At 72.4% G+C, this 24,932-nt stretch carries 21 protein-coding genes; 2 read left to right on the top strand and 19 right to left on the bottom strand.

What is annotated here, in order from left to right; all coding sequences use genetic code 11:
• Nucleotides 1–8 precede the first annotated feature (8 nt).
• The 19 genes from pyrF to KM842_RS04490 form a co-directional block, all read right to left on the bottom strand.
• A complete protein-coding gene (gene pyrF / locus KM842_RS04580; protein WP_216261322.1) occupies nucleotides 9–899 on the bottom strand; it encodes an orotidine-5'-phosphate decarboxylase in 891 nt (296 codons plus the stop codon).
• On the bottom strand, nucleotides 896–4,174 hold the full coding sequence (gene carB, locus KM842_RS04575) for a carbamoyl-phosphate synthase large subunit (RefSeq protein ID WP_216261321.1): 3,279 nt from the start codon (nucleotides 4,172–4,174) through the stop codon (nucleotides 896–898). Before carB ends, pyrF begins: the two co-directional genes overlap by 4 nt.
• On the bottom strand, nucleotides 4,174–5,388 hold the full coding sequence (carA, locus tag KM842_RS04570; protein WP_216261320.1) for a glutamine-hydrolyzing carbamoyl-phosphate synthase small subunit: 1,215 nt from the start codon (nucleotides 5,386–5,388) through the stop codon (nucleotides 4,174–4,176). The genes carB and carA overlap by 1 nt, the downstream gene beginning before the upstream one ends.
• Nucleotides 5,385–5,930, bottom strand: a complete 546-nt coding sequence (locus KM842_RS04565) for a PH-like domain-containing protein (protein WP_216261319.1) — start codon at nucleotides 5,928–5,930, stop codon at nucleotides 5,385–5,387. Before KM842_RS04565 ends, carA begins: the two co-directional genes overlap by 4 nt.
• Entirely contained in the window at nucleotides 5,927–7,282 is a 1,356-nt protein-coding gene (locus tag KM842_RS04560; protein ID WP_216261318.1) for a dihydroorotase, read from the bottom strand. The genes KM842_RS04565 and KM842_RS04560 overlap by 4 nt, the downstream gene beginning before the upstream one ends.
• The gene (locus tag KM842_RS04555) at nucleotides 7,279–8,238 is read right to left on the bottom strand and encodes an aspartate carbamoyltransferase catalytic subunit (RefSeq protein ID WP_216261317.1); all 960 of its coding nucleotides are present in this window, start codon (nucleotides 8,236–8,238) and stop codon (nucleotides 7,279–7,281) included. The genes KM842_RS04560 and KM842_RS04555 overlap by 4 nt, the downstream gene beginning before the upstream one ends.
• Nucleotides 8,235–8,804 (bottom strand): bifunctional pyr operon transcriptional regulator/uracil phosphoribosyltransferase PyrR, encoded by a 570-nt coding sequence (pyrR, locus tag KM842_RS04550; RefSeq protein WP_216261316.1) that lies wholly within the window; start codon nucleotides 8,802–8,804, stop codon nucleotides 8,235–8,237. Before pyrR ends, KM842_RS04555 begins: the two co-directional genes overlap by 4 nt.
• Nucleotides 8,805–8,880: 76 nt before the next feature.
• Nucleotides 8,881–9,354 carry a transcription antitermination factor NusB gene (gene nusB / locus KM842_RS04545; RefSeq protein ID WP_216261315.1) on the bottom strand — a complete coding sequence of 158 codons (474 nt, stop codon included), beginning with the start codon at nucleotides 9,352–9,354 and terminating at the stop codon, nucleotides 8,881–8,883.
• A gap of 11 nt (nucleotides 9,355–9,365) precedes the next feature.
• Nucleotides 9,366–9,926: an elongation factor P gene (gene efp, locus KM842_RS04540; protein ID WP_216261314.1), complete on the bottom strand. Its 561-nt coding sequence runs from the start codon at nucleotides 9,924–9,926 to the stop codon at nucleotides 9,366–9,368.
• Between the two features lie 71 nt (nucleotides 9,927–9,997).
• Nucleotides 9,998–11,689 carry an ABC1 kinase family protein gene (locus tag KM842_RS04535; RefSeq protein WP_216261313.1) on the bottom strand — a complete coding sequence of 564 codons (1,692 nt, stop codon included), beginning with the start codon at nucleotides 11,687–11,689 and terminating at the stop codon, nucleotides 9,998–10,000.
• Nucleotides 11,690–11,898: 209 nt separating this feature from the next.
• The gene (gene aroB / locus KM842_RS04530; RefSeq protein ID WP_437124543.1) at nucleotides 11,899–12,996 is read right to left on the bottom strand and encodes a 3-dehydroquinate synthase; all 1,098 of its coding nucleotides are present in this window, start codon (nucleotides 12,994–12,996) and stop codon (nucleotides 11,899–11,901) included.
• On the bottom strand, nucleotides 12,993–13,544 hold the full coding sequence (locus tag KM842_RS04525) for a shikimate kinase (RefSeq protein ID WP_216262087.1): 552 nt from the start codon (nucleotides 13,542–13,544) through the stop codon (nucleotides 12,993–12,995). Before KM842_RS04525 ends, aroB begins: the two co-directional genes overlap by 4 nt.
• A 38-nt stretch (nucleotides 13,545–13,582) precedes the next feature.
• Nucleotides 13,583–14,803 carry a chorismate synthase gene (aroC, locus tag KM842_RS04520; protein WP_216261312.1) on the bottom strand — a complete coding sequence of 407 codons (1,221 nt, stop codon included), beginning with the start codon at nucleotides 14,801–14,803 and terminating at the stop codon, nucleotides 13,583–13,585.
• Nucleotides 14,804–14,892: 89 nt separating this feature from the next.
• On the bottom strand, nucleotides 14,893–16,563 hold the full coding sequence (gene mltG, locus KM842_RS15830; RefSeq protein WP_253206250.1) for an endolytic transglycosylase MltG: 1,671 nt from the start codon (nucleotides 16,561–16,563) through the stop codon (nucleotides 14,893–14,895).
• 73 nt (nucleotides 16,564–16,636) lie between these two features.
• The gene (gene ruvX, locus KM842_RS04510) at nucleotides 16,637–17,080 is read right to left on the bottom strand and encodes a Holliday junction resolvase RuvX (protein WP_216262082.1); all 444 of its coding nucleotides are present in this window, start codon (nucleotides 17,078–17,080) and stop codon (nucleotides 16,637–16,639) included.
• A gap of 8 nt (nucleotides 17,081–17,088) precedes the next feature.
• Nucleotides 17,089–19,746 (bottom strand): alanine--tRNA ligase, encoded by a 2,658-nt coding sequence (alaS, locus tag KM842_RS04505; RefSeq protein ID WP_216261311.1) that lies wholly within the window; start codon nucleotides 19,744–19,746, stop codon nucleotides 17,089–17,091.
• 143 nt (nucleotides 19,747–19,889) lie between these two features.
• Nucleotides 19,890–20,084: a hypothetical protein gene (locus KM842_RS04500; protein WP_216261310.1), complete on the bottom strand. Its 195-nt coding sequence runs from the start codon at nucleotides 20,082–20,084 to the stop codon at nucleotides 19,890–19,892.
• Nucleotides 20,085–20,226: 142 nt separating this feature from the next.
• Nucleotides 20,227–20,856, bottom strand: coding sequence for a 30S ribosomal protein S4 (gene rpsD, locus KM842_RS04495; protein WP_216261309.1), 630 nt, complete (start codon nucleotides 20,854–20,856; stop codon nucleotides 20,227–20,229).
• Between the two features lie 270 nt (nucleotides 20,857–21,126).
• Nucleotides 21,127–22,509, bottom strand: a complete 1,383-nt coding sequence (locus tag KM842_RS04490; RefSeq protein ID WP_437124542.1) for a replication-associated recombination protein A — start codon at nucleotides 22,507–22,509, stop codon at nucleotides 21,127–21,129.
• A 177-nt stretch (nucleotides 22,510–22,686) separates the two neighbouring features.
• Between KM842_RS04490 and KM842_RS04485 the strand changes: the two genes are divergently transcribed.
• Complete coding sequence (locus KM842_RS04485; RefSeq protein WP_216261308.1) at nucleotides 22,687–23,478, top strand: peptidylprolyl isomerase; 792 nt, start codon at nucleotides 22,687–22,689, stop codon at nucleotides 23,476–23,478.
• Nucleotides 23,479–23,591: 113 nt separating this feature from the next.
• A complete protein-coding gene (locus tag KM842_RS04480) occupies nucleotides 23,592–24,824 on the top strand; it encodes a DUF349 domain-containing protein (RefSeq protein ID WP_216261307.1) in 1,233 nt (410 codons plus the stop codon).
• The last annotated feature ends 108 nt before the right edge of the window (nucleotides 24,825–24,932 follow it).

The following is a 24,932-nucleotide window of genomic DNA, read 5'->3' as shown; positions in this document are numbered from 1 at the left end:
CTCGCCGCTCACGCGGCCGTCCCCAGCGCCGCCGCGATCCGGTCCGCACGGTCGGCCACCAGGGCGGTGACGCCGTCCGGGCCGTCGACCAGGAGCCCGCGGGACTCGTTCACGAGCACCTGCTCGGCGCGGCTGCCGTACAGCGGGCGGAGGTCCTCGATGCGGGCGCCCTGGGCACCGAAGCCCGGCGCGAGGACCGGCGCGGAACCGATCTCGTCCGCGGTGATGCCGAAGTCGCCCAGGTCGAGCGTCGCGCCGAGCACCAGCCCGATGTCCCCCAGGGCCTGGTCGGCCGTCGTCCGGTTGTCGTCTGCCACGTCCACGACGATACCGGCCGCCACGGTCCGCCCGGCACGCGGCCCCTCCGCGAGCACCGCAGTCTGCAGGACCCGTGCCTCCGGGTTGCTCGTCGCCGCGAGCACGAAGACACCGGCGCCGTGCTCCCGCGCGACGGCGACGGTGCCCGCGAGCGACCCGTACCCGAGGTACGGCGACACCGTCATCGCGTCGGCCGCGAACGGCCCGTCGCGGTCCAGCCACGCCAGGGCGTAGTCGTCGCCGGTCGATCCGATGTCGCCGCGCTTGACGTCCGCCACGACCAGGAGGCCCGCGTCGCGTGCCCGACGGATCGTCGCGTCGAGCGCACGGTAACCGGGAACCCCCGCGGCCTCGAAGAAGGCGATCTGCGGCTTCACGACGGCCGCCCGGCCGGCGGCCGCGTCGACGAGCGTCGCCCCGAAGGCGGTCAGGCCGGCCTCGTCGCGGCCGAGCCCCCACGCCGCCAGGGTGGCGGCGTGGGGGTCGATGCCGACGCAGAGCGCGGACCGCGACCCCACGGCGGCGGCGAGCCGCACGCCGAACGGGGTCGGGCCTCCCGGCCCACCGTGCCCCCAGGTCACCAGCCGGCCCGCTCGAGCGCGTAGTCCTGCAGGCTCCGGACGCTGTGCGGCGTCCCGATCGTCTCGATCGCCGCGACCGCCGCGCCGAGCTGCGAGATCGTCGTGAACAGCGGCTTGTCGGCCGCCACGGTGGCCGCGCGGATCTCGTACCCGTCCGCCCGGCCCGAGGCACCGCTCGGCGTGTTGATGACGATGTCGACCTCGTTGCGGGCGAGCAGGTCGACGACGCTCTCCTGGCCCTGGCTGTACTTCCCGACCGTGCCGACGAGGATGCCGTTGCGGCGGAGCACCTCGGCGGTCCCCTCGGTGGCGATGATCCGGAAGCCGAGCTGCTGCAGCCGGTGGACGGGCAGGACGATCGCGCGCTTGTCGGTGTCGGCGACGCTCACGAACACCGTGCCGCTCGTCGGCAGCCCGCCGTACGCGGCCTCCTGGCTCTTCAGGAACGCCCGCGGGAAGTCGCGGTCGATGCCCATCACCTCGCCGGTGGAGCGCATCTCGGGGCTGAGGACCGAGTCGACGACCTGTCCCTCGACCGTGCGGAAGCGGCGGAACGGGAGCACGGCCTCCTTGACGGCGACCGGTGCCTGCGCCGGGACGAACGCACCGTCGCGGGCCGGCAGCAGGCCCTCGTCGACGAGCGCGTCGATCGACGTGCCGGTCATGACGCGGGCCGCGGCCTTGGCCAGGGCGATGCCGAGCGCCTTCGAGACGAACGGGACCGTGCGGCTCGCGCGGGGGTTCGCCTCGAGGACGTAGAGGACGCCCGCCCCGATCGCGAACTGCACGTTGAGGAGCCCGCGCACGCCGACGCCCCGGGCGATCTTCTCGGTCGCGTCGACGACCGCCTGGATCTCCGCGCGGCCGAGGCCGACCGGGGGCAGGGTGCAGGACGAGTCGCCGGAGTGGATGCCGGCCTCCTCGATGTGCTCCATGATCCCACCGACGTACAGCCGCTCGCCGTCGTAGAGGGCGTCGATGTCGATCTCCACGGCGTCGTCGAGGAACCGGTCGACGAGCAGCGGCAGGTCCGGCCCGATGATCGCCTGGTCGGCCATCCGGTCGAAGTAGTCGGCGAGGGTGGCGGAGTCGTAGACGATCTCCATGCCGCGACCGCCGAGCACGAAGGACGGGCGGACGAGCACCGGGTACCCGATCGACTCGGCGACCGCGGTGGCGCTGGCCAGGTCGTGCGCGGTGCCGTTCTTCGGGGCGAGCAGGCCGGCGTCCTCGAGGATGCGGGAGAACTGCCCGCGCTCCTCGGCGAGGTCGATGGCCTCCGGCGTGGTCCCGAGGATCGGGATGCCGGCCGCCTCAAGCGGCTTCGCGAGCCCGAGCGCGGTCTGGCCGCCCAGCTGCACGACGACGCCCACGACCTCGCCCGAGGCCTGCTCGGCCGCGATGACCTCGAGGACGTCCTCGGCGGTGAGCGGCTCGAAGTAGAGCCGGTCCGAGGTGTCGTAGTCGGTGGAGACCGTCTCCGGGTTGCAGTTGATCATGATGGTCTCGAAGCCCGCGTCGCTCAGCGCGAAGGACGCGTGCACGCACGAGTAGTCGAACTCGACGCCCTGACCGATGCGGTTCGGGCCCGACCCGAGGATGACGACCTTCTTGCGGTCGCTCGGGGCGACCTCGGTCTCGGTGTCGTAGGACGAGTAGTGGTACGGCGTCAGGGCCGGGAACTCGCCGGCGCAGGTGTCGACGGTCTTGAACACCGGGCGGATGCCGAGCGCGTGACGCGCGTCACGCGCCTCCTGCTCGGTGATGCCGCGGAGCGCGGCGATCTGCGCGTCGCTGAAGCCGTGCTCCTTCGCCCAGCGGACGGTGTCGGCGTCGAGGGTGTCGGCGGCGCGGACCTCGGCGGCGACCTCGTTGATGAGGACGATCTGGTCGATGAACCACGGGTCGATCTTCGTGGCCTCGAACACTTCGTCGGCGGTCGCGCCGGCGACGAGGGCCTGCTGGACCGTGACGATGCGACCGTCTGTCGGGACGGCCGAGGTCGCGAGCAGCGCGTCCTTGTCGAGCTGGTCCGCCGGGACGTCCCAGTGGAAGCTCGACCCGCGCTTCTCGAGCGAGCGGAGCGACTTCTGCAGCGCGGTGGCGTAGTTGCGGCCGATGGCCATCGCCTCGCCGACGCTCTTCATCGTGGTGGTCAGGGTGGCGTCGGCGGCCGGGAACTTCTCGAACGCGAACCTCGGGGTCTTCACGACCACGTAGTCGAGCGTCGGCTCGAAGCTCGCCGGGGTGACCTGCGTGATGTCGTTCTGGATCTCGTCCAGGCGGTACCCGATCGCGAGCTTCGCGGCGATCTTGGCGATCGGGAAGCCCGTCGCCTTCGACGCGAGGGCGGACGAGCGGGACACGCGCGGGTTCATCTCGATGACGATGAGGCGCCCGTTCGACGGGTCCACGGCGAACTGGATGTTGCAGCCACCGGTGTCGACGCCGACGCGACGGATGATGTCGATGCCGATGTTCCGCATGTTCTGGTACTCGCGGTCGGTCAGCGTCAGGGCCGGGGCGACCGTGATCGAGTCCCCGGTGTGCACGCCGACCGGGTCGACGTTCTCGATCGAGCAGATGACGACGGTGTTGTCCGCGTTGTCGCGCATCAGCTCGAGCTCGTACTCCTTCCAGCCGAGGATCGACTCCTCGAGCAGGACCTCGGTCGTCGGGCTCGACTGCAGCCCGTCGCCGACGAAGCGGACGAGGTCCTCCTCGGTGTACGCGAAGCCCGAACCGAGGCCGCCCATCGTGAACGAGGGGCGGACGACGAGCGGGTAGCCGAGGTCCTGCGCGAACTCCTTGGCCTCCTCGAGGGTGTGCGCGATGTGGCTCCGGGCGACGTCCGCGCCGGACTCGAGGACCAGCTCCTTGAAGAGCTGCCGGTCCTCACCCCGCTGGATGGCGTCGACCTTGGCGCCGATCAGCTCGACGCCGTACCGCTCGAGGATCCCCGCCTCGTCGAGCGCGATCGCGGCGTTGAGCGCGGTCTGCCCGCCGAGGGTCGGCAGCACGGCGTCCGGCTGCTCGATGCGGATGATCTCCTCGAGCGACGCGTTCGTGATCGGCTCGATGTACGTCGCGTCGGCGAAGTCCGGGTCGGTCATGATCGTCGCCGGGTTCGGGTTGACCAGGATGACGCGGACGCCCTCCGCACGGAGGACTCGGCACGCCTGGGTGCCGGAGTAGTCGAACTCGGCGGCCTGCCCGATGACGATCGGGCCGGAGCCGATGACGAGGACCGAGTCGATGTCGGTGCGCTTGGGCATCAGTTGCCCTCCTTCGAGGAGTCGGTGGCCGTGACGTCGGCAGCGGGGGTGGTGGCGTCGGCGGTCGCGGCGTCGAGGGGCTCGCCCCGGCGACGGGCGACGACCATGTCCCGGAAGCGGTCGAACAGGTACATGCTGTCGTGCGGCCCGGCGGCGGCCTCGGGGTGGTACTGCACGCTGAACGCGGGGATGTCGAGCGCGCGGAGCCCCTCGACCACGTTGTCGTTCAGCGAGTAGTGCGAGACCTCGACCCGGCCGAAGCCGATCGGGGACTCGAGGACCTCGCCGACCGGGGCGTCGACCGCGAAGCCGTGGTTCTGGCTCGTGATCTCGACCTTGCCGGTGGAGGTGTCGAGCACGGGCTGGTTGATCCCGCGGTGGCCGAACGGCAGCTTGTAGGTGCCGAAGCCGAGCGCCCGTCCGAGCAGCTGGTTGCCGAAGCAGATGCCGAAGAACGGACGGCCGTCGCGGAGGCTCTCCTGCAGCAGCGAGACCTGCGCGTCCGAGGCCGACGGGTCGCCGGGGCCGTTCGAGTAGAAGAGCGCGTCGGGGTCGAGCTCGCGGAGCCGCTCGACGGTGACGTCCTGCGGGAGCACGTGCACCTCGAACCCGCGCTCGGACAGGTAGCGGGTGGTGGAGGCCTTCACCCCGAGGTCGAGGACGGCCAGCGTGCCGATCTGCTCGCCCACCGGTGCGACGACGTACTCCTCGGCCGTGGAGACCTCGGCGGAGAGGTTCTTGCCCGCCATGCCGGCCTGCTCGGTGACGACGCGGAGCTGCTCGTCGGCGCCGAGCGCGGCGTCGGCACCGCTGAAGACGCCACCCTTCATCGCGCCGGCGTCGCGGATGCGGCGGGTGAGCGAGCGGGTGTCGATGCCCGAGATCCCGACGATGCCGTCACGCTCGAGGTGCTCGTCGAGCGAGGCGTTCGCCCGGTGGTTCGAGACGACGCGGCTGGGGTCGCGCACGACGTAGCCGGCCACCCAGATGCGACGGGACTCGGGGTCCTCGTCGTTCACCCCGGTGTTGCCGATGTGCGGCGCCGTCTGCACCACGATCTGTCCCGCGTAGGACGGGTCGGTGAGCGTCTCCTGGTAGCCGGTCATGCCGGTCGCGAAGACCACCTCACCGAGCGTGCGCCCACGGGCGCCGTAGGCCCAGCCGTCGTACCGGGTGCCGTCTTCGAGGACCAGTACGGCCCGTTCGCGTGTCATGAGTTCGTCCCTTCGCCCGCGGTCTGCGGGGAGTCGTTCGTCGTCGGCGGTCCCTGCAGGGCGCGGAGTGCGTCCGCGTCGCCCTGCGGGAACCGGAAGTAGGTGTCGAGGTCCGTCGCTGCTGCGGCGCCGGTCGCCGTCCATCGCAGGCGGACCAGTCCCCCGGGCTCGACCACGCGGTCGATCGCCCAGGTGGCACGGTCGGCGCCGCGGACGGCGCTCCAGGCGATCCACCGGTCGTCGGCGCCGGCGTGGTGCAGGACGACGCCGGTCCGGTGGACCGTCACGCCGCCGCGACCGCGGAACCCGAGGCCGCCAGCGGTGATCCGTTCGAGCGGCTCGTCGGCGCGGGTCGTCGCGACGGTGAACCCGTCCCACGACCCGACCGCCGGTCCGACGTCGGCCGGCACCGGGACCGGAGGCACGGCCTCCGCCTGTCGTCGGCTGCGCGTCCGCCAGGTCCGCGCCATCGCGACGAACAGCGCGGCGACGGCGAGCAGGATGAGCCCGCCCAACAGCCACCGTCCGGTGTCACCGCTCATGCGGTGGCCGTCCGCTCGTGTGCGGCGCGCGCAGCGACCGTCGCGGCGTCGACGAGCCGGCCGTCGAGGACGGTCGGCATGCCGGCGTGGAAGGTCGCGACGATACGGCCGGGAAGGCGCATGCCGAGGTACGGCGAGTTCTGCGACTGGCCGTGCAGGTCGGCCGTCGAGAACTCCCGACCGGCGGCGGGGTCGTACAGGGTGAGCTCGGCCGGGGCGCCCTCGGCGATCGCGTGCCCGTGTCCCGCGACCTGCCCGATGCGGGCCGGTGCGCTCGAGAGCACACGGGCGACGTCCGTCCAGTCGAGCCGACCGTCCGCGACCACGGCCGCGTGCACGACGCTCAGCGCGGACTCGAGCCCGACCATGCCGTTCGCCGCCGCGGGCCACTCGCAGTGCTTCGCCTCGGCCGGGTGCGGGGCGTGGTCGGTGGCGACGATGTCGATCGTCCCGTCGGCCAACGCGGCCCGGAGCGCGTCGACGTCCTCGCGGCTGCGGAGCGGCGGGTTCACCTTGTACCGGGCGTCGTAGCCGGGCGCGCCCTCGTGCCCGGCGATGAGGTCCTCCGTGAGCACGAGGTGGTGCGGGGTGACCTCGGCCGTGACGGCGATGCCGCGGGACTTGGCCCAGCGGATCACCTCGACGCTGCCGGCGGTCGAGACGTGGCAGACGTGCAGCCGGGCTCCGACGTGGTCGGCGAGCAGCACGTCGCGGGCGATGATCGACTCCTCGGCCACCGCCGGCCACCCGGCCAGTCCGAGCTCGGAGGACAGCCGGCCCTCGTTCATCTGCGCGTCGATGGTCAGGCGGGGTTCCTGGGCGTGCTGCGCGAGCACCCCGCCGAAGCCCTTGATGTACTCGAGCGCCCGGCGCATGAGGAGCGGGTCGGCGACGCACGAGCCGTCGTCGGAGAACACCCGGACGGCGGCGCGCGACGTCGCCATCGCGCCGATCTCGGACAGGTGGGTGCCCTGCAGCCCCTGCGACACCGCGCCGATCGGGCGGACCGTGACGTACCCGGCCGCGTCCCCGAGCGCCTGGACCTGCTCGACGACCCCGGCGGTGTCGGCGACCGGCGAGGAGTTCGCCATCGCGTTCACCGCGGTGAAGCCGCCGGCCGCGGCGGCGCGGGAGCCGGACAGGACGGTCTCGGACTCCTCGTGGCCCGGCTCGCGCAGGTGGGTGTGCAGGTCGACCAGGCCGGGCAGCGCGAGCAGGCCCTCGGCGTCGACCACCGTCGCGCCGGCCGCGTCGAGACCGGATCCGACCGCGGTGACGACCCGGCCCTCCAGGCGGATGTCGGCGCGGGTGCCGTCGACCAGCTGGGCGCCGCGGATGAGGTGGGCGGTCATGCGACGGTCTCCTTCTGGTGGTCGCCGGTGAGGGCGAGGTACAGCACGGCCATCCGGACCGAGACGCCGTTCGCGACCTGCTCCACCACGGTGGAGCGGGCGTCGTCGGCGGCGACGCCGGCGATCTCGAGGCCGCGGTTCATCGGACCGGGGTGCATCACGAGCGTGCGCTCCGGCAGCCGGGCGAAGCGCGCGGCGGTGAGCCCGAAGTGCCGGGTGTACTCACGGGGGTTCGGGAAGAACGCGTCGTTCATCCGCTCCTGCTGGATCCGGAGCGTCATCACGACGTCCGGGTCCTCGGCGAGGGCGGCGTCGAGGTCGTGGTGCACCGCGGCGCCGAACGGCCGGTCGACCGCCGGCAGCAGGGTCGGCGGCGCGGCGAAGGTGACGTGCGCGCCGAGGGTCCGGAGCAGCCAAGCGTTGCTGCGCGCGACCCGGCTGTGCAGCACGTCGCCGACGATGAGCACGCGCACGCCGTCGAGGCCCTGTCCCCGGCTCGCGGCACCGTGCAGCCGACGGCGCATCGTGAACGCGTCGAGGAGCGCCTGCGTCGGGTGTTCGTGCGTCCCGTCGCCCGCGTTCACGACCGGCACGTCGATCCAGTCCGCCTCGGCCAGGACCCGCGGGGCGCCGGACGCGCCGTGCCGGATCACGATGCCGTCGATGCCCATCGCGCCGAGGGTCTGCACGGTGTCCTTGAGCGACTCCCCCTTCGAGACGCTCGAGCCCTTCGCGGCGAAGTTGATGACGTCCGCGGACAGGCGCTTGGCGGCGGCCTCGAACGAGATGCGCGTGCGGGTGGAGTCCTCGAAGAAGAGGTTCACGATCGTCCGGCCGCGGAGTGCGGGGAGCTTGCGGACCTCGCGCGTGTTGACCTCGGCCATCTCCTCGGCGACGTCGAGGACACCGATCGCGTCCTCGCGCGAGAGGTCGGCGGTGGAGAGCAGGTGCCTCATGCCGCACCGCCCTGCTCGATGACGACCTCGTCGACGCCGTCGGTCTCGGTGAGGTGCAGTGAGACCCGCTCGTCGCCGGCGGTCGGCAGGTTCTTGCCCACGTGGTCGGCGCGGATGGGCAGTTCGCGGTGGCCCCGGTCGACGAGCACCGCCAACCGGACGGCGCGCGGTCGGCCGATGCCCTGCAGGGCGTCGAGCGCCGCGCGCACGGTCCGGCCGGAGTAGAGCACGTCGTCGACGAGGACGACCACCTTGGCGTCGACCCCGCCCGCGGGGATGACCGTGCGGTGCGGTGCACGGCCCATCCCGCGGCGGAGGTCGTCGCGGTACATCGTCACGTCGAGGGCGCCGACGCGCTCGGTGCCGATGCCGCCGGACGCCGACTCCCACCCGGGTTCGATGCCCGCCAGGACACGACCGAGTCGTTCGGCGAGGACGGCTCCGCGGGTCGGGATGCCGAGCAGCACGAGGTCCGAGCCGCCGTGGTTGGCCTCGAGGATCTCGTGCGCGATGCGTGTCAGGGCACGCGTGATGTCGGGTTGCTGCAGGACCGTTCTGGTTCCCACGCCGACCTCCTTCCCCGTCTCACTGGACGGCTCCCGCCTCGCTGGACGGCATCAAAGGGTGCTGGTGTGGACGAGCCTAGCGGGACTCCCGGTCCTCTGCGACCGTCCGACCGGACGGTGCACGGTCGTCGCCGGCGGGCGCGCGGCCACCCGCGACGGCGCCGAGGACGCCGTTCACGAAGCCGGCCGAGTCGTCCGTCGAGAGCGACTGCGCGAGCTCGACCGCCTCGGCGATCGCGACCGCGTCCGGGACCTCCGGGTTGAACCGGAGCTCCCACACGCCCATGCGCAGGATGCAGCGGTCGAGGACCGGCATGCGGGCGATCGACCACCCCTGCGCGTGGTCGGTGATGACGTGGTCGATCTCGTACCGGGCCTCGTCGACGCCGGTGACGATCTGCCGCGCGTAGTCCCAGCTGGAGGCGCGCTCCGGCTGGTCCAGGTGGCGCACGGTCTCGGTCGCCAGGACGTCGGCGATCGGCAGCTCGCGCACCTCGGCGACGTACAGCATGTCGAGGGCGCGCTTGCGGGCCTTCGAACGAGCACTCATACGGTCAGCGCCTAGTCGTTGACGCGGCCGAGGTAGTTGCCGTCGCGCGTGTCGACCTTGACCTTGGTGCCCGTCTCGAGGAACAGCGGGACCTGGATCTGGTAGCCCGTGACGATCGTCGCCGGCTTGGTGCCACCGGAGGAGCGGTCGCCCTGCAGGCCCGGCTCGGTCTCGATCGTGGTGACGATCGAGGTCGGGAGCTCGACGTAGAGCGGGTTGCCCTCGTTCATCGCGATGGTGACCTGCGCCGACTCGAGCAGGAAGTTCTTCGCGTCGCCGACGACGGACGCCGGGACGTTGATCTGGTCGTAGGTGTCCTGGTCCATGAACACGTACGAGTCACCGTCCTCGTAGAGGTACTGGTAGTCGCGGCGGTCCACCACGGCGGTCTCGATCTTCGCGCCCGCGTTGAACGTGCGGTCGACGACCTTGCCGGAGACGACGTTCTTGAGCTTGGTCCGCACGAACGCGCCGCCCTTGCCCGGCTTCACGTGCTGGAACTCGACGACCGACCAGAGCTGCCCGTCGATGATGAGAACGGCGCCGTTCTTGATGTCAGTGGTACTCGCCATGGGTCTTCCGTTCGATGGTGTTGTGAAGGTGTCCAGGCTCGTGGAGCCCCGGTCGAGTGTAGCGGACGGCTCTAGTGGCGCCGTCGCGCCAGCCAGGCGTCGACCGCCGCCCAGACGAGCAGGACGACGCTGGTGCCGCCGAGCAGCGCCCCCGCGACGAGCGTGCTAATCACCGCCGTCGGCCGCACCGGTGCCGCCAGGTACACGACGGCCAGGAGGCCCGCCCCGGCTCCCAGGAGCACCAGCAGCACCCGACGGATCATGCCCGACACGGTCTGCCGGTCGCGTCGGTCGCTGAGCAGTCGGATGTTCACGGAGAGCCGGCCGTCCTCGACCGCCTCGGTGATCTTGTCGATCCGGCGCGGCAGACGCCGCGCCGAGGAGACCAGGCCGAAGAGCTCGCGGACGAGCACGTTCCGCACCGCCGCCGGACGGAGCTGGTCGCGGATCTGCTCGGCCGCGAGTCCGCGGGACTCCTCGAGCAGGTCGAAGGACGGGGTCAGTGTGCGCAGGGTCCCCTCGAAGATGGCCAGCGCCCGCGCCGCCGCCACGAAGTCCGCCGGCGCACGCAGGCGGTACCGACCGAACACCTCGACGGCGTCGTCCACCGTCTCGACGCCGATGCGGGCGCCGGGGCCGAGCTCCTCGGCCACGAACCGCGCCATGTCGCGCCGGAAGTCGGCCTCGTCCTCCTGGTCCCGCACCGGCGCCATCCGCAGCACCGCGTCCGCGATGCGCGAGGTGTCGTCCTGCAGGTAGGCGGCGAGCAGTTCCTGGACCGTGTCCCGGAGACCCGGGTCGAGCCTCCCGACCGAGCCGAAGTCGATGAGCGCGGGACGGCCGTCGGGCAGCACCAGGACGTTCCCCGGGTGCAGGTCGGCGTGGTAGACGCCGTCGAACACGACCTGCCGGAGGAACGACCGGAGGATCGCGCGCATCGGTTCGTCGAGGTCGCGGTCCGCGCGCTCGGCGCGGATGGCGCTGAGCGTGTCGCCCTCCAGGAACTCCATCACGAGCACCCGGCGGGAGGACAGGTCACGGTACGGGTCCGGGAAGCGGACCTCGTCGGGCCGGGCGCTCCGGGCCTGTGCCGCGCGCAGGGACTCGAGGTTCCGGAGTTCCGCGGTGAAGTTCACCTGCCGGACGAGGTCGGCGCCGTACTGCTCGGCGACCTCGACGATGCCGAGCTGCCGGGCCTGGGCGGAGGTCCGGGTGAGGAACCGCACGAGCCGCAGCGCGATGTCGACGTCCCGCCGCAGGGCCGCGTCGATGCCGGGCCGCTGCACCTTCACGGCGACCGCGGTGCCGTCCCGGAGGCGGGCACGGTGCACCTGTGCGATCGACGCCGCCGCGACCGGCACCGGGTCGAAGGCCGCGAAGACCTCGGCCACCGGGGCGCCGAGTTCGGTCTCGAGCAGTGCCGCGACCTCGTCGGGCTCCGCCGGTCGGACGTTCCGCTGCAGGTGCGCGAGCTCCTCGGTCCACTCCTCGGGGAGCAGGTCGTCGCGCGTCGAGAGCAGCTGGCCCATCTTCACGAAGCCGCCGCCGGCCTCCTCGAGCGCGCGGCGGAGGTGGTCCGCCTGCTCGTGCCGGAGGTCCGCCGTCGCCGGGTCGCGGGAGAAGTCGAGCCGACGGAACGGCAGGAGTCCGTGGCGACGCGCGATGCCGAGGACCTCGGCGAACCGTCGGCCCCGGCTGCGGACGCCCCCGGGTCCTGGTCGCTGCTGGGTGGAGAAGTCGCTGAGACGGGGCGGGTTCGGCACTCCGCCAGTCTGCTCCGAGGGCCTGGGGCGGGGCGGGGTACAGCGCCGCGGCGGACCCGGTCGGGTGGCCCGGCCGGGAGTGCCGGGGCTGCCGGGTGGCCCGGGGCGGCCGCGTCGGATCGGCCGGGCCGGTCCGACGGTGGTCAGGGCCGCCGGGTCGGACCGTGGTCAGGGCCGCCGGGTCGGCGGTCCTGGTCGGGCCGCGCTGGTCACGCGCCGACCTCCTGGTAGGCGGTGAACAGGAGGTGGTCCTCCGGGCCCTCGAGCGTGACCGGCTTGCCGACCCCGTCGAGGATGACGAACCGCAGCATGCCGGCGCGCGCCTTCTTGTCCCGGCGCATGGTGGCGAGCAGGCTCTGCCACCGCCCGAGCGGGTACGTCGTCGGCAGCGACAGCGAGTCGAGGACCGCGCGGTGCCGGTCCACCGTGGCGTCGTCCAGGTGCCCGGTCAGGCGCGCGAGCTCGGCCGCGAAGACCATCCCGACCGCGACCGCCGCGCCGTGGCGCCACTGGTACCGCTCGGCGTGCTCGATCGCGTGCCCGAGCGTGTGGCCGTAGTTGAGGATCTCGCGGCGGCCCTGCTCCGTGAAGTCGTCGGACACGACCTGCGCCTTGAGCTCGATCGCGAGCTCGACCACGCGACGGAACTCCGGCGTGGTCGGGTCCGTGACGCGGTCGACGTCGGCCTCGATGACGTCGAGGATCTCGGGCACGGCGATGAAGCCCGCCTTGACGATCTCGGCGAACCCGGCCAGGACCTCGTTGCGGGGCAACGTCCGCAGCAGGTCGAGGTCGGCGACCACTGCGCGCGGCGCCGAGAACACCCCGACCAGGTTCTTGCCCTCGTTCGTGTTGATCCCGGTCTTGCCGCCGACGCTCGCGTCCACCATCCCGAGCACGGTGGTGGGGACGGACAGGTACGCGACCCCGCGGAGCCACGTCGCGGCGACGAACCCGGCGAGATCGGTGACCGCACCGCCGCCCAGGCCGATCACGGCGTCCGTGCGGGTGAAGTCGGACTGGCCCATCACCTGCCAGCAGAACGAGGCCACCTCGATGCGCTTGCCGGCCTCGGCGTCGGGGACCTCGGCGATGAGTGCCTCGAGACCGGCGTCGACGAGCAGCTGCCGGAGCTCCTCGGCACGGGCACCGAGCGTCGGGGCGTGCACGATGAGGACCTTCGCGACGCGGGGGCCGAGCAGGCCGGGCACCGACGCGAGCAGGCCGTTCCCGACCGCGACGACGTACCCGTCGTCGCCGCCGACACGGATCTCGGTGGTGCCCTCGGGCAGGATCGACTCGGTCACGGTGCTCCTTCGTCGGAGGTGGTGGGGGTGCTGGTGCCGACGGCGTCGGCGGGTGCGCTCGTGGCGGCGTCCGGGCGTGCGGCGGCAGCGCGGACCCAGGCGACGACGTCGTCCGCGACGCGGGACATCGGCCGCCGCGAGGTGTCCAGCACGACGTCCGCCAGCTCGGTGTACACCGGCAGGCGCTCGTCGAGGATCGCCTGCCAGGCCGCGATCCCGCCCGACGCGATGAGTGGTCGGTCGCTGCCGGCGATCCGCCCCGCGACCGCCTCGGCCGTGACGGTCAGGAGCACGACGTGGGCGTCGGCCAGCGCCGCACGGGTCGCCGGGTGCAGCACCGCTCCCCCGCCGAGCGACACGACGCCGCCCGCCGCCAGGGCGCGACGGACCGCCTCGGCCTCGAGCTCGCGGAACACGGGTTCGCCGCGTTCCGCGAACAGCCGCGGGATCGGCCCGTGCTCGCGGACGACAACGCGGTCGGTGTCTGTGAACGGCACGCCGAGGGCCTTCGCGACCCGCTTGCCGACGCTCGACTTCCCCGCGCCCATCGGTCCGATGACGACGACGGGCGGGAGCGTCGGTCCGTTCACCAGGCCGGGGTCTGCGCGACCGTGTCGGCCCGCCGGGTGCGGAGGGTCTCCGGGATGGCGGCGAGGTAGGCGTCAAGGTTCCGCTTGGTCTCGGTGACGCTGTCGCCGCCGAACTTCTCGAGCACGGCGTCGGCGAGCACGAGCGCGACCATGGCCTCGGCCACGACGCCCGATGCCGGCACGGCGCAGACGTCGGAGCGCTGGTGGTGCGCGCTGGCGTCCTCGCCGGTGGCCACGTCGACGGTGCGGAGCGCGTGCGGCACCGTGGCGATCGGCTTCATCGCGGCGCGCACCCGGAGGACCGTGCCCGTGGACATGCCGCCCTCGGTGCCGCCGGCGCGGTCGGACGTGCGCACGATCTCGCCGTCGGCGCGCTCGAGCTCGTCGTGTGCGGCGGAGCCCCGACGGGCTGCGGTCGCGAAGCCGTCGCCGACCTCGACGCCCTTGATGGCCTGGATGCCCATGATCGCCGCGGCGAGGCGGGCGTCGAGACGACGGTCCCACTGCACGTGGGAACCGAGCCCCGGCGGGACACCGTAGAAGAGCACCTCGACGATGCCGCCGAGCGTGTCGCCGTCCTTCTTCGCGGCCTCGACCTCGGTCACCATGCGGGCGGAGGTGACGGCGTCGGCGCAGCGGAGCTGGTCGTCGTCGAGCCGGTCGACGTCCTCGGGGACGGGCAGGGCCGCGTCGTCCGGGACGCGGACCGTGCCGACCTGCAGCGTGTGCGCCACCGACGTCATGCCGAGCTCGGCGAGGAACGCCTTCGCGACGGCACCAAGGGCGACGCGGGCGGCGGTCTCACGGGCAGATGCGCGCTCGAGGATCGGGCGGGCCTCGTCGAACCCGTACTTCTGCATCCCGACCAGGTCGGCGTGCCCGGGCCGCGGACGGGTGAGCGGTGCCCCGCGGCCGCGCGATGCGTCGGTCTGCTCGACGGGCTCGGGGTTCATCACCTCGACCCACTTCGGCCACTCCGTGTTGCCGATGCGGATCGCGATCGGGCTGCCCATCGAGAAGCCGTGCCGGACGCCGCCGGACAGGTGCAGCTCGTCCTGCTCGAACTTCATGCGCGAGCCCCGGCCGTAGCCGAGCTTGCGGCGCGCGAGGTCGGCGCGGATGGACTCGTACGACACCGGGACGCCGGCCGGGAGGCCTTCCATCATGGCGATCAGTTCGGGTCCGTGGGACTCACCAGCGGTCAACCAACGAAGCATGCGCCCATCCTCCCACAGCGACGGGCGGCGGTCGGTGTACCGGGAGGTGCACCGACCGCCGCCCGTGCGACGATCCGTCGTGGGTCGCGCTACTGGTACTCGGGGTGCGCGCGGAGCCAGGCCTGGAACTGCTGGACGGCCTGTTCGTGCTGGGCGAGCGTGTCCGAGAACACGGTCTCCCCGGTGTCGAGGTTCACCGTCACGAAGTAGTGCCAGCTGCCGGTCGCCATGTTGGTGACCGCGTTGATCGCGAGGTCGCCCGGGTTGGAGATCGGCGCCGGGGGCAGGCCCTCGTGCTGGTAGGTGTTGTACGGGTTCGACGCGTCCGCACGCTCGGCGTCGGTCGTCGTCACGCGGTGCGTGTTGCCGGTTCCGTACGCGACCGTCGCATCGGACTGCAGGAGCATCCCGTCGTCGAGCCGGTTCTGGAACACCCGGGCGACCTTCGGGTAGTCGGCCGCGAGACCGGCCTCCTTCTGCACGAGCGAGGCGAACACCACGACGCGCTCCTGGTCGGCCTCGGCCACGCCGGCCTTCTCGAGGCGCTGCTTCATCGTGTCGACCATCGACTGGAAGTACTGCTTCGCGGTCCAGTCGGTCTTGATCGGGTAGGTCGCGGGGAACAGCCAGCCCTCGAGCGTCGTGACGCCCGACGGGAGTCCGTACGCCGACACGTCCTTCGCCGCGGCCTCGACCTCGGCCTTGCTCAGGCCCGCCTTCGACACCATGCCGGCCTCGATGTCCTGCAGGGCCGTGCCCTCCGGGATGACCAGGGAGGGGTCCTCCACGCGGTTCGCCTTGTCCTGCAGCGCCGACAGGGCAGCCTTCGAGCTCATCTTCTTCTTGAGCGCGTACGAGCCCGGCTGGAACTGGACCTGCGGCGACGCGAGCAGCAGCTGGTAGAACGCCTTCGAGGTCTTCACCACGCCGCTGCGCTGCAGGGTGGCGGCGACGTCCTCGCCGATGTCGCCGTCCTTGATCGTGATGGTCACCTTCGCGGTGCCGTCGCCGGTGTAGTCGTCGGTCTCCTGCGCGCCCGAGATGGCGCTCATCACCGCCTTCACCTTCGGGGCCGCGAACGCGTAGGCGCCGCCGGCTCCCGCCAGGACGATCGCGACGATGACGATCCCCGCGATGAGCGGACCCTTGCGCCGCGGCGGTCGCTCGCCGCGGGGCGGCCGGGAGGCTCCCCCACGTCCGCCACGTCCGCCACGTCCGCCACGTCCGCCACGTCCGCCACCACCGCCGTGTCCGCCGTCGTCCTCGCGGTCGTGACCGCCGGGGACACCGTCGCCCGCTCCGGCGGCGGCATCGACCGGCTCGGTCCGCGTGTCGCCGTCGACCTCGTCGGCTGCGTCGACTCCCTGCCAGGTCCCGCGTCGCCGGACCGGCGCGTCGTCGCCCGCGGGGTCCGCCTCGCCACGCCTCGCCGCGCCGTCGGGCACCGGCCCGCTGTGCAGCGAGCCGCCGAGCAGCGCGTGCACGTCGGGGTGGTCGTCACCGACCGTCGGGGCCGAGGCGACGCTCGGTCGTGGGCCGGGCCTCCCGGCGGCGTCGCCGACCTGCTCGGTCGGGGGGCCCGTCGTCTCGGGCGCGGCCTCCGCCGCCTGCCGTTCCCGGGCGGCACGTGCGGCGCGACGCGAGAGCGGCGGCTGGCCACCGTCCCGGCCGTCGCCGCGGGTGCGGTCCTCGGTGCGCGCTCGGCGCTCGGCGTCGTTGCCGGTCGCGATGATCGCGTTCCAGTCCAGATCGTCTGCCAACGGTCCTCGGTCTCTCGGTCGTGGGACTCCGCGCGGCTCCGGGCCGCACGAGCGGCGTCGGGAGGGCAGCCGGTCAGGGGAGTTCGGCCCCGGGTGGGGCGCCGGATGCGCGCTCGTGGTCGAGCGCATGTTGCAGAATGATAACAGCGGCCGCTTGGTCGATCACGGCCCGGGACTTCTTCGTGTTCCGACCCGCCTGCTGCAGCCCGCGCTGCGCCGTCACGGTCGACAGTCGTTCGTCGACCAGCCGGACCGGGCGGTGCGCCGCGATCCGGGCCGCGAAGGCCCGGGCGTCCGTCGTCGACGCGGTGTCGCCGCCCGACATCGACAGCGGCAGGCCGACGACCACCTCGAGCACGTCGTACTCGTCGGCGATCGCCAGGATCCGCCGGAGGTCCGCCGAGTCGTCCCGACGGACCGTCTCGACCGGAGTCGCGAGCAATCCGTCGCGGTCGCACACCGCCACGCCGATCCGGGCGCGGCCGACGTCGATGCCGAGCCGCCGCCCGGACCGGATCGCCACGGTCAGGCCGCGATGCGGTCGGTCACGGCGCGGAGCGCGGCGGGCAGCGCCGACGCGTCGGTGCCACCGCCCTGCGCGAGGTCCGGCTTGCCGCCACCGCCGCCACCGAGCACACCGGCGGCCTCCTTGGCGAGCGGACCCGCCTGGACACCGGCCGCACGGGCCGCGTCGTTCGTCGCGACGATGACGACGGGCTTGCCGCCGACGACCGCGCCGAGGACGACCACGGCGGCGTCCGAGCCGAGCTGGCCGCGGACACCGGTCGCCAGGGCACGGAGGTCGTCCCCGGAGGAGAGACCGTCCACGACCTGCGCCACGACCGACACGCTGCCGACGCGCTCGGCGGACCGGGCGATCGTCGGGACGCGCTGCTGCAGGTTCGCGGACTCGAACTCCGCGATCCGCTTCTGGGCGGTCTTCAGGTCGTCGAGCAGCGACTGCACGCGACCCGGGAGGTCGTCGCGCTGGGCCTTCAGGGCGCTGGAGAGCTGCGAGACGATGGTCCGCTCGACGGCGAGCTCGCGGAAGCCCTCGAGCCCGACGAGCGCCTCGACGCGGCGGTTGGTCGAGCCGACGCTCGACTCCCCCACCAGGTTGACGAGCCCGACCTGCGCGCTCGTGGCCACGTGCGTGCCACCGCAGAGCTCGCGGGACCACGGACCGCCGATGTCGACCATCCGGACCTCGGCGCCGTACTTCTCGCCGAACAGGGCCTGCGCGCCGAGCGCCTTCGCCTCGTCGAGGGGCAGCACACGCGTGTTCACCTCGAGGTCGGAGCGGATCGCGGTGTTCACGACCTCCTCGATCTCGGAGCGGGTCTCGAGCGACACCGGCTGGCTCCAGGAGAAGTCGAGGCGCATGTAGCCGGCCTTGTTGTACGACCCCGCCTGGAGCGCCTCCGGCCCGAGGACGTCGCGGAGCGCGGCGTTGACCAGGTGCGTCGCGGAGTGCGCCTGGGTGGCACCACGGCGGTACTCGGCGTCGACGACCGTCGTCGCCGGGTCGCCGACGCCGACCTCGCCGGAGCGCACCTGCACGGTGTGGCTCCACAGACCGGACACCGGACGCTGCACGTCGAGGACCTCGAGGTCGAAGCCGTTGCCGACGATCGAGCCCTGGTCGGCGTCCTGTCCACCGGACTCGGCGTAGAGCGACGTCTCGCTGAGGACGACCTCGGCGATGTCACCGACGACGGCGCGGTCGACGCTGCGACCGTCGACGATCAGGCCGAGCACGCGGCTCTCGGCCTGGAGGGCGTCGTAGCCGAGGAACACGGTCTCGCCGGCGGCGCGGAAGGCGCTGTAGACGCTGAGGTCCGCGAGCGCGGTCTTCTTGCTCTTCGCGTCCGCCTTGGCGCGGGACCGCTGCTCCGACATGAGCGTCTCGAAGGCCGAGCGATCGACGTGCACGCCGGCCTCCTCCGCCATCTCCATCGTCAGGTCGATCGGGAAGCCGAAGGTGTCGTGCAGCAGGAACGCGGTGTCGCCACCGATCGCCGGGCGACCGTCCTGCTTCGCGCGGTCGACCGCGACGTCGAGGATCGTCGTGCCCTGCGCGAGCGTGCGGAGGAAGGTCTCCTCCTCCGCGTAGGCGATGCGGGCGATCCGGTCGTACTGCTCGCCGACCTCCGGGTAGGCGTCGCGCATGGCGTCGCGGGAGGCCGGGAAGAGCTGCGGGAAGGTGGCACCCTCGACGCCGAGCAGGCGCATGGCGCGGACCGTGCGGCGGAGCAGGCGACGGAGGATGTAGCCGCGGCCCTCGTTCGACGGCTGGACGCCGTCGGTGATGAGCATCAGGGCGGACCGGACGTGGTCGGCGATGACGCGCATCCGGACGTCGTCCTCGTGCACGGCGCCGTAGCGTCGACCGGAGACCTCGGCCGCCTTGTCGAGGACCGGGCGGACCTGGTCGATCTCGTACATGTTGTCGACGCCCTGCTTGATGAAGGCGACGCGCTCGAGCCCCATGCCGGTGTCGATGTTCTTGTTCGGCAGCTCGCCGGTGATCTCGAAGTCGTACTTCGACCGCACGTCGGCGATCTGGTACTGCATGAAGACGAGGTTCCAGATCTCGACGTAGCGGTCGTCGTCGGTCGCGGGACCGCCGTCGACGCCGTACTCCGGACCGCGGTCGAAGAAGATCTCGGAGCAGGGTCCCGCCGGACCGGGCTGGCCGGTCGACCAGTAGTTGGTGTCCTTACCGAGCTTCTGGATGCGGTCGTCCGGCAGCGACGAGTGGCGCTTCCAGAACGCGATCGCCTCGTCGTCCTCCTCGTAGACGGTGACCCAGAGGTCGTCCGCCGAGAAGCCGAGCCCGCCGTCGGACTCCGCGTTCGTCAGGAACTCCCAGGCGTACTGGATCGCCTGCTCCTTGAAGTAGTCGCCGAACGAGAAGTTGCCGTTCATCTGGAAGAACGTGCCGTGCCGCGGGGTCTTGCCGACCTCGTCGATGTCGTTCGTGCGGATGCACTTCTGGACGCTCGTCGCGCGGGGGTACGGCGCCGGGATGAGCCCGGTGAGGTACGGGATGAACGGCACCATGCCGGCCACCGTGAACAGCAGCGACGGGTCGTCCGAGACGAGCGACGCGGACGGGACGACGGTGTGGCCGCGGTCACCGAAGAACTGGAGCCAACGGCGGCGGATCTCTGCGGTCTGCATGGTGCTTCCTGTAGGGCGTGTGGCGGGGGCGGGAGGCTCGGGCTGGTGCGGGTGAGCCGGTGTTGCCGGGGAGGTGCGCTCGGGAACGGCGCTGGGGCAGCGGGGACGCGGTGTCGGTCCGCGGCGCCCGTCAGGCAGGGCCGTCAGTCGGCGCTGTCACCGTTCGGGCGGAGTTCGGCTTCGCGCGAGCGGTACCCGTCGGCCACCGCGCCGGTGAAGGCCTTCGCCCGGGCGTCGACCTGGGCCAGGAGGTGCGCGGCGGACGGCGTCCGGCTGACCCGCTGTGCGGCGACGAACCCGATGACCACGCCGACGGCGACGAGGAACAGCTGCTTCACGATGTCTCCCTCTCGCACGCCCCGGAGCGCGCGTCCGTCCAGCGTAGCGCGGCAGTCCGACGGCCCGGTCACGGGTAGTGGGACGCAGAACGGCGGGCCGCCCTCCGGAGAGGACGACCCGCCGTTCACGCAGGTGCTGGGATCAGCGGGCTGCGTAGTACTCGACGACGAGCTGCACTTCACAGGTCACGGGGACCTCGGCGCGCTTCGGACGACGGGCCAGGCGGGCCTGGAGCTTGTCGATCTCGACCTCGAGGTAGCCCGGGACCTTCGGGAGGACTTCCTGGTGGCCACCGGCAGCGGCGACCTGGAAGGGCTCGAGCGACTCGGAGCGCTGCTTGACGTGGATCAGCTGGCCCTCCTTGACGCGGAAGGAGGGGCGGTCGACGAGCTTGCCGTCGACGAGGATGTGACGGTGCACGATGAGCTGGCGGGCCTGCGCGGTGGTGCGGGCGAAGCCGGCACGGAGCACGAGGGCGTCCAGACGCGTCTCGAGGAGCTCGACGAGGTTCTCACCGGTCAGACCGGCGGACTTGCGGGCTTCTTCGAAGACGATGCGGAGCTGCTTCTCGCGGATGCCGTACTGGGCGCGCAGACGCTGCTTCTCACGGAGGCGGACGGCGTAGTCGCTGTCCGCACGACGGCGCGTACGGCCGTGCTCACCGGGCCCGTAGGGGCGCTTCTCGAGGTACCGGGCCGCCTTCGGCGTCAGCGGGATGCCGAGCGCGCGCGAGAGGCGGGTCTTGCTGCGGGTGCGTGACTTGGTAGACACAGGGTCCTTTTCTCTGTACTGAACTGAAGGTGTCACGGGTCTCGGAGCGCGCACGCACCGACGGACCCCGTGACGGGATCCAGAGGGATGAGCCTGTGGGATCGGGCGGCTACAGCCCGAACCTCTGCCCCCGTGCCGGACGTGTCCACTCGAGACTGTCCGACACTGTGTCCTCGACGCAGCCGCACGCGAGGACCAGGACGTAGGCCCGTCAACGATAGCAGCATCGTGGACCGTTGTGGAGCCCCCGACGGACGGCGCGTCGACCGCTCAGTCGCCGCGGATGATCCCGCGGAGCCGGTCGAGGCGGGGACCGATCTCCCGCTCGAACCCGTTGCCGGTCGGCGTGTAGTACTCGGTGCCGTCCAGGGCGTCCGGCAGGTACTGCTGGGTCGCGACCCCGTGCTCGGCGTCGTGCGAGTAGACGTAGCCCTTGCCGTGCCCGAGCCGCTTCGCCCCGGCGTAGTGCGCGTCCCGCAGGTGGTTCGGTACGACGCCCATCCGCCCGGCCTTGACGTCTGCCACCGCCTGGTTCACGCCGTTGTACGCCGCGTTCGACTTCGGGGCGGTGGCCAGGTACACGACGGCCTCGGCGAGCGGGATCCGTCCCTCGGGCATGCCGATGAGCTGCACGGCCTGCGCGGCGGCCACCGCGATGGGCAGCGCCTGCGGGTCCGCCATGCCGATGTCCTCGGACGCCGAGATGATGATCCGGCGGGCGATGAAGCGCGGGTCCTCGCCGGCCTCGATCATCCGGGCGAGGTAGTGCAGCGCCGCGTCGACGTCGCTCCCGCGCACCGACTTGATGAACGCGCTGATGACGTCGTAGTGCTCGTCGCCCGCCCGGTCGTACCGGAGCAGCGCGCGGTCGACCGCCGCGGCGACGGTCTCGGCGTCGACGACGGGCACGGTGCCGTCCTCGCGCTCGTCGTCGTCCTGCGCCGCGACGGCCGACGCGGCGGCGGCCTCGAGCGCGGTGAGGGCACGGCGGGCGTCGCCCGAGGCGAGCCGCACGATCGCCGCTCGGGCCTCGTCTCCCAGGACCACGGTGCCACGGAGGCCGCGGGCGTCCTCGACCGCGCGGTCGACGAGCATGCCGAGGTCGGTGTCGGTGAGCGGTTTCAGCGTGAGCAGGAGCGACCGGGACAGCAGCGGGGAGATCACGGAGAACGACGGGTTCTCGGTCGTCGCGGCGATGAGGATGACCCAGCCGTTCTCGACGCCGGGCAGGAGGGCGTCCTGCTGCGCCTTGCTGAAGCGGTGGATCTCGTCGAGGAACAGGACCGTCGTCGAGCCGTACAGGTCGCGGTGCGCGAGTGCCTTCTCCATGACCTCGCGCACGTCCTTGACGCCCGCGGTCACGGCGGAGAGCTCGACGAACTCGCGGCCGGACTGTCGGGCGATGGCCTGCGCGAGGGTCGTCTTGCCGGTGCCGGGCGGTCCCCAGAGGATGACGGAGACGCCGCCCGGGCTCTCGCGGGTACCGGTCGCCAGCTGGACGAGCGGCGACCCGCGACCGAGGAGGTGCTGCTGGCCCGCCACCTCGTCGAGGCTGGTCGGGCGCATCCGGACCGCGAGCGGGACCGACCCCTGCGCGAGCCCGGTCCGCCCACCCGTCGTGGGCGCGTTCATGCCGGACCGGTCGGAAGCCATGCCTCGATGGTAGGCGTCCGCACCGACGTGGCCGCGCCGGCTTGCCGACCGACGGCGCGCGGGGCCCGGCGCAGGACCGGGCCGGCGCCGAGCCGGGGCTGCCGGGGCTGCCGGGGGTCGCGGGCGGCGACCCGGTACGCTCGGTCCGACACCGCGACGAGAGGTCAGAAGAGCACCGTGGCACCGAAGAACCAGAGCCGTGAAGCCCGCGAGCGACTCCGTCTCTACCAGGCCAGGAAGGGCCTCCACGAGCGGCAGCGACGCCGCCGCGTGCGGGACAACCTGCTCGGTGCCGGTGCGCTCGTGCTCGTCGCCGCGCTGGCCACGGGTTCGCAGCTCGTCCACGCCACCACGCAGGACGGAGCCGGTGCGTCCGCGACTGCGTCGTCCGCTCCCACCCCGTCGGCGACCGCGGGCCGCACCGGGACCGTCCCGAGCAAGCGCATCGCGGAGGGCGCGACCTGGACCGGCTCGCTCACGCTGAACGACGACATCCGGCTCGGGATCGAGCTCGACGGGAAGGCGGCACCGCAGGCCGCGAGCGTCGAGATCGACCTGATCCGCAAGCGGTTCTACGAGGGCACCACGTGCCACCGGTTGGCGGACAGCGCGGACTTCCACTTCCTGCAGTGCGGATCGGCGAACGGCAACGGGTCGGGCGACGCCGGGTTCCGGTACGGCCCGCTCGAGAACGTGCCGGAGGACGGGCAGTACGAGAAGGGCACGATCGCGATCGCCCGCGGATCGTCCCCGTCCTCGCAGACCACGCAGTTCTTCATCGTCACCGGCGACACCACGCTCGACCCGTCGACCGGCGGCTACACGGTCGTCGGCAGGGTCACGAGCGGTCTGCCGGAGCTCGTCGCGAAGGTGACCTCGAAGGGCATCGCGGACCCGGGCCAGGACGGCTCCGGCGAGCCCGAGGTCGCGACGACGATCACCGGCGCGACGATCGCGCAGGAGGACTAGTCCACAGCGAAAGCGCACACGCCCGTCGCACGGGGCGGGCGTGCAATAGGCTGACCACCTGACCGTGCCGACGGTGACGTCGGTGATGCACGACCACGATCGAGGCGAGACCTGTGGCATCTGACGAAGCAACGACCTGGGGCAGGGTCGACGAGGACGGGACGGTCTACGTCCGGTACGAGGACTCCGAGCGGGCCGTGGGTGAGTACCCCGACGCATCCGCCGAGGAAGCCCTGGCCTACTTCGCCCGGAAGTACGCCGACCTGGAAGGCCAGGTGAAGATCGCCGAGCAGCGCGTCAAGGGCGGGGCGTCGGCGAACGACGTCGCGCGCACGGTCGAGCACCTGCGCGGCCTGGTGACGGACGCTCGCGTCGTCGGCGACATCAAGTCGCTCGAGGACCGCGTCGGCGCGCTGACCGACCAGGTGGGCTCGCTCACCAAGGAGCAGGCGGCGCAGGCGCAGCAGGCCCTGACCGAGGCACTCGCGTACCGCACCGCCCTGGTCGAGGAGGCCGAGGCACTCGCCGCGGTCGACCCGGCCCGCGCGCAGTGGAAGCAGGTCACGGCGCAGCTCGACGACGTCTTCGCCCGGTGGCAGCAGCACCAGCACGACGGCCCGCGCCTGCCGAAGAACGACGCCAACGACCTCTGGAAGCGGTTCCGCACCGCCCGGTCGACCGTCGACCAGCACCGCCGCGCGTTCTACTCCGAGCTCGACTCGCAGCACCGCGACGCCCGTGCCCGCAAGCAGGAGCTCGTGCAGCAGGCCGAGGCACTCGCACCCCGCGGTTCGGACGCCATCCCGGCCTACCGCCAGCTGCTCGACGAGTGGAAGGGCGCCGGCCGTGCGGGCAAGCGGCACGACGACGCGCTCTGGGCGCGGTTCAAGGCCGCCGGTGACGTGCTGTTCGAGCAGCGCCACGCCGAGGCGTCCGCCGAGAACGAGGAGTACTCGGCCAACCTCGAGGCAAAGCTCGCCCTCCTCACCGAGGCCGAGCCGATCCTGCAGATCACCGACCGCTCCGCCGCGCGCAAGGCGCTCACCGACGTGCAGCGCCGCTGGGACGAGATCGGGCGGGTCCCCCGCGCCGACGTCCGTCGCGTCGAGGACCGCATCCGCGCCGTCGAGGACCACGTCCGTGGGCTCGAGGACCAGCACTGGAAGCAGTCCGACCCCGAGCGCAAGGCGCGGCAGACCGGCCTCGCGAGCCAGCTCGAGGACGCGATCGCCAAGCTCGAGTCCGAGCTCGCCGAGGCCGAGGCCAGTGGTGACGCGCGGAAGATCAAGGACGCCCGGGAAGCGCTCGACGCCCGCAAGATCTGGCTCGACGCACTCGGCGGCTGAGACACCGACCCGCAAGTGACGGAGGCCCCGCGACCATCACGGTCGCGGGGCCTCCGTCGTCCGCCGCCGACGTCGACGGCAGCGCTGCGCCTGTGCCCGGTCGTGCCC

Source organism: Curtobacterium sp. L6-1 (assembly GCF_018885305.1).
GTDB classification, from domain to species: Bacteria; Actinomycetota; Actinomycetes; order Actinomycetales; family Microbacteriaceae; genus Curtobacterium; species Curtobacterium aetherium.
This window is presented reverse-complemented; position numbering and strand designations above follow the sequence as displayed.

Bases quoted from the DNA above. Each gene is read 5' to 3' on its own strand.
- efp (WP_216261314.1), bottom strand. From the start codon at position 9,926: ATGGCGAGTACCACTGACATCAAGAACGGCGCCGTTCTCATCATCGAC.
- KM842_RS04555 (WP_216261317.1), bottom strand. From the start codon at position 8,238: ATGAGGCACCTGCTCTCCACCGCCGACCTCTCGCGCGAGGACGCGATC.
- nusB (WP_216261315.1), bottom strand. From the start codon at position 9,354: ATGAGTGCTCGTTCGAAGGCCCGCAAGCGCGCCCTCGACATGCTGTAC.
- KM842_RS04490 (WP_437124542.1), bottom strand. From the start codon at position 22,509: ATGGCTTCCGACCGGTCCGGCATGAACGCGCCCACGACGGGTGGGCGG.
- KM842_RS04565 (WP_216261319.1), bottom strand. From the start codon at position 5,930: ATGAGCGGTGACACCGGACGGTGGCTGTTGGGCGGGCTCATCCTGCTC.
- KM842_RS04525 (WP_216262087.1), bottom strand. From the start codon at position 13,544: ATGGGCGCGGGGAAGTCGAGCGTCGGCAAGCGGGTCGCGAAGGCCCTC.
- aroC (WP_216261312.1), bottom strand. From the start codon at position 14,803: ATGCTTCGTTGGTTGACCGCTGGTGAGTCCCACGGACCCGAACTGATC.
- KM842_RS04560 (WP_216261318.1), bottom strand. From the start codon at position 7,282: ATGACCGCCCACCTCATCCGCGGCGCCCAGCTGGTCGACGGCACCCGC.
- carB (WP_216261321.1), bottom strand. From the start codon at position 4,174: ATGCCCAAGCGCACCGACATCGACTCGGTCCTCGTCATCGGCTCCGGC.
- alaS (WP_216261311.1), bottom strand. From the start codon at position 19,746: ATGCAGACCGCAGAGATCCGCCGCCGTTGGCTCCAGTTCTTCGGTGAC.
- carA (WP_216261320.1), bottom strand. From the start codon at position 5,388: ATGACACGCGAACGGGCCGTACTGGTCCTCGAAGACGGCACCCGGTAC.